This is a genomic window from Streptomyces sp. (genome assembly GCF_035563135.1).
Lineage (GTDB): Bacteria > Actinomycetota > Actinomycetes > Streptomycetales > Streptomycetaceae > Streptomyces.
Map to the genome: position 1 here is coordinate 1 of NZ_DATMVN010000299.1, position 3,263 is coordinate 3,263.

Here is a 3,263-nt window from a genome sequence, read left to right on the forward strand (position 1 = left end):
GTACCGCTCCTCCACCGACCGGGCCAGACCCAGCGAACCGCCCTCCGGGAAGCCCGCGTTGCCGTTGAAGGCGCAGGACATCGTGAAGAGGAAGGGGAGCAGTGGGAAGCCGGTCAGCTCCTGGAGGAACATGTTCGGGAACGCCTGGCGCAGCAGCGGGTCCTCGAAGCGGTCCGCGAACCGGCGCATCGGCGTGGCCGCGGTGCGCCAGTACAGCCGGAACGCCGGCAGGATCGCGAGCAGCGTTCGCGCCTTCTCCGTCAGGGACTTCAGCGGCGGCGGCTTCAGCTCCCAGCGCGGGGCGAGCCCCGCGAAGCGCCTGAGGTCCCGGCAGAACGCCCGGATCAGGCGCTCGTCGCCGGGCGAGAGCTCCAGCAGGTGCTTCTGGAGGCGGTCCGGGTCGTTGTAGAACGTGACGGACCGGCCGTCCTCCGTCACCACCCGGTTGAACTGGTCGAAATGGGTGATTCGCTTCCCGTCCAGCGCCCCGAGCTCGCGCCACACGTCGTTCGCCCCGGTCCCGGGTGCCGTGCCGATCAGCCAGTCGATGCAGTAGTCGAAGAGGTAGCCCTGCCGGGCCCAGGCGGTGCAGCAGCCCCCTGGCAGCACGTGCTTCTCGAAGATCCGGCTCTCCAGCCCGCTCATCTGCGCGTAGCAGCCGGCGGCCAGACCCGACATGCCCGCGCCGATGATGATCACCCGGGGCCGCCCGCCAGGAGGCCGGGCCTCCCAACGGGGCCCGCCGTCACGCACGCCCATTCGCGGCACCTCCCGCCAGCAGCGCCCGGACCAGCTCCGCGTTCCCGTCGAGGAACGAGCCGTCGAGCATCTCGGCGTGCCGCCCGTGCCCCTCGCGTACGGTGCACCCGGCGGCGGTGACCCCGTGCCAGCCGCCGGGCTCGTCCGCCGCGAAGCGGAGCAGCTTGTCCTGGTCGGAGATCACCGCGATCGGCGCGCCGAGCACACCGAGCGACGGGTGAGCACCGCAGTGCGCCAGGTACTCGCGGGCCTGCTCCACGGTCTCCCGGGCGACGATCTCGGAACCGGTGTGCCGCCGCAGGTGCTCCGCGAGCTCCGCCTCGAACTCGGCCAGGTGCTCCTCGCCGAGGGCGACGGCCTCGGCGATCCGGTACGAGTCCATGATCAGCACGAGGTCCACCACGCGGCCCCGCCGCTCCAGCTCCCCGGCGATCTCGAACGCGAGGTTGCCGCCGAGGGAGTAACCGAACAGCGTGTACGGCCCGCCCGGGTGCAGCTCCTCGGCCAGATCGGCGTACCGGGCCGCCTTGTCCGGACCCGACAGGTAGTTGAACGCGGCGAAGCGGTGCTCGGGCAGCCGTGCCGCGAGCTGCCGGTACACCAGCCCGTACCCGCCCGCGGGCGGCAGGCAGAACACCGTCGCCGCCGGGTCCGCGCCCGGGTTGAACCACAGGTACGGCTCGGCGCCGGGCAGCCGCCCGGTGACGATGTCCTCCAGGGTGCGGGCCATGCCGTGCAGGGTGCTGGTCCGGAACAGCCGCCCGACCGGCACGGACGCGTTGAACTCGGTCCGCAGGTGGTGGATCAGCTCGATCAGCTTGATCGAACTGCCGCCCGCCTCGAAGAAGTCGTCCCGCAGCCCCGGCCGCTCCAGCCCGAGCAGCGACCGCCAGTGCGCCGCCATCCGCGTCTCGTACAGCGTCACCGGCGGTTCGTACCTCTCCGGTCCCGCCTCCGCGCGCGGCTCCGGCAGCGCGCCGAGATCGACCTTGCCGTTCGCGGTCAGCGGCAGCGCGGACAGCTCCGTGAAGTACGCCGGGATCAGATACGTCGGCAGCTGCTCCGCGAGGTGGCGGCGCAGTCCCCGGGCGTCGGCCACCGCGCCCGGCGCGGGCACGCAGTAGGCGCACAGCACGTTCTCGCCCGTCTCGTCCCGCCGTACCGTCACGCACACCTGCGCCAGCTCGGGCCGGGCGGCCAGCCGCGCCTCGATCTCCCCGGTCTCCACCCGGTGGCCGCGCACCTTCACCTGACCGTCGGCCCGCCCGAGGAGGTGCAGCACCCCCTCCGCGTCCCAGTGCCCGAGGTCCCCCGTCCGGTACAGCCGTACGGGTTCGCCGCCCGGTTCGAGGGTCACGAACCGCTCGGCCGTCCGCTCCGGATCGCCCAGGTAGCGGTCGGCGACGCCGGCGCCGCCGATCCACAGCTCACCGGCCACCCCCGGCGGCACCGGCTCGCCGTGCCGGTCGAGGACGTACAGCTCGCTGTTGGGCAGCGGCCGGCCGACCGGCACCATCCGGCCCGGCTCCAGCCCCTCCGCCGGCCCCTCGTAGTAGGCGCTGTCGATGGTGGCCTCGGTCAGCCCGTACGAGTTGACCACCCGGGTCCCCGGCCCGCACAGCGCGACGAGCCTCCGGTGCTCGCCCGCCCGCCAGGCGTCCGAGCCGACGATCACCAGGCGCATGAACTCCAGGCCCAGCCCCTCCCGCTCGCAGTGCGCCAGCAGCCCGCGCGCCACTGACGGCACGAACTCGCCGCAGTCCACGCCCTCCGCGCGCATGGTCCGGTAGAGCCGCGCGGTGTCGAAGAGGAGGTCCCGGTCGACGAGGACCAGCGTCCCGCCCGAACACAGCGCCCGGACCAGGTCCCCGGTGAACACGTCGAAGGAGACGCCCGCCATCTGCAGGTGCACCCGGACGTCGGTGTCCAGCCGGTACTCCTGCTGCCAGGCGACGAACACCGAGGCCAGGTTGCGGTGGCTGACCCGCACCGCCTTGGGGCGGCCGGTGGAACCCGAGGTGTGGATCACGTATGCCGTCTGGTCGAGGCCCACGGCCGGCTCCGGCCGCTCCTCGGTCCCCGGCCGGTCCAGCTCGTCGAGGGTGACCGGCCGTCCCGGCAGCCGGGCCGCCCGGCCCCGCCGCCCGTCGGTCAGAACCAGCGTGGCCCCGGCGTTCTCCATCAGCTCGGCCAGCCGATCCGCCGGGTGGTCCCGGTCCAGCGGCAGATACGCGCCCCCGGCCCGCCACACCGCGAGCAGCGCGATCACCAGCTCCGGCGACTTCGCAAGACGCACCGCCACCACCGTCCCGGCGCCGACGCCGCGTTCGCGCAGCGAGGCCGCCACGCGCCGCGAGCGCTGGTCCAGCTCCCGGTAGCCGAGCCGCCGCCCGCCCGGCACGGACACCGCGACCGCCTCCGGGCACTGCGCGGCGATCTTCCCGATCAGCTCGTGCACCGGCACGTCGTGGTCGATCCGCCGGCCGACGCCGCCGAACCCGGTG

2 protein-coding genes are annotated in these 3,263 nt (G+C 73.7%); both read right to left on the minus strand.

Features of this window, described 5'->3' with window-relative positions; genetic code table 11:
* On the minus strand, positions 1-759 hold a 759-nt coding region (locus VN520_RS13125; RefSeq protein WP_325747073.1), incomplete at its 3' end, for a phytoene desaturase family protein.
* Positions 746-3,263: amino acid adenylation domain-containing protein (locus VN520_RS13130; RefSeq protein WP_325747074.1), on the minus strand; the 2,518-nt coding region annotated here is incomplete at its 5' end. The genes VN520_RS13125 and VN520_RS13130, both read right to left, overlap by 14 nt.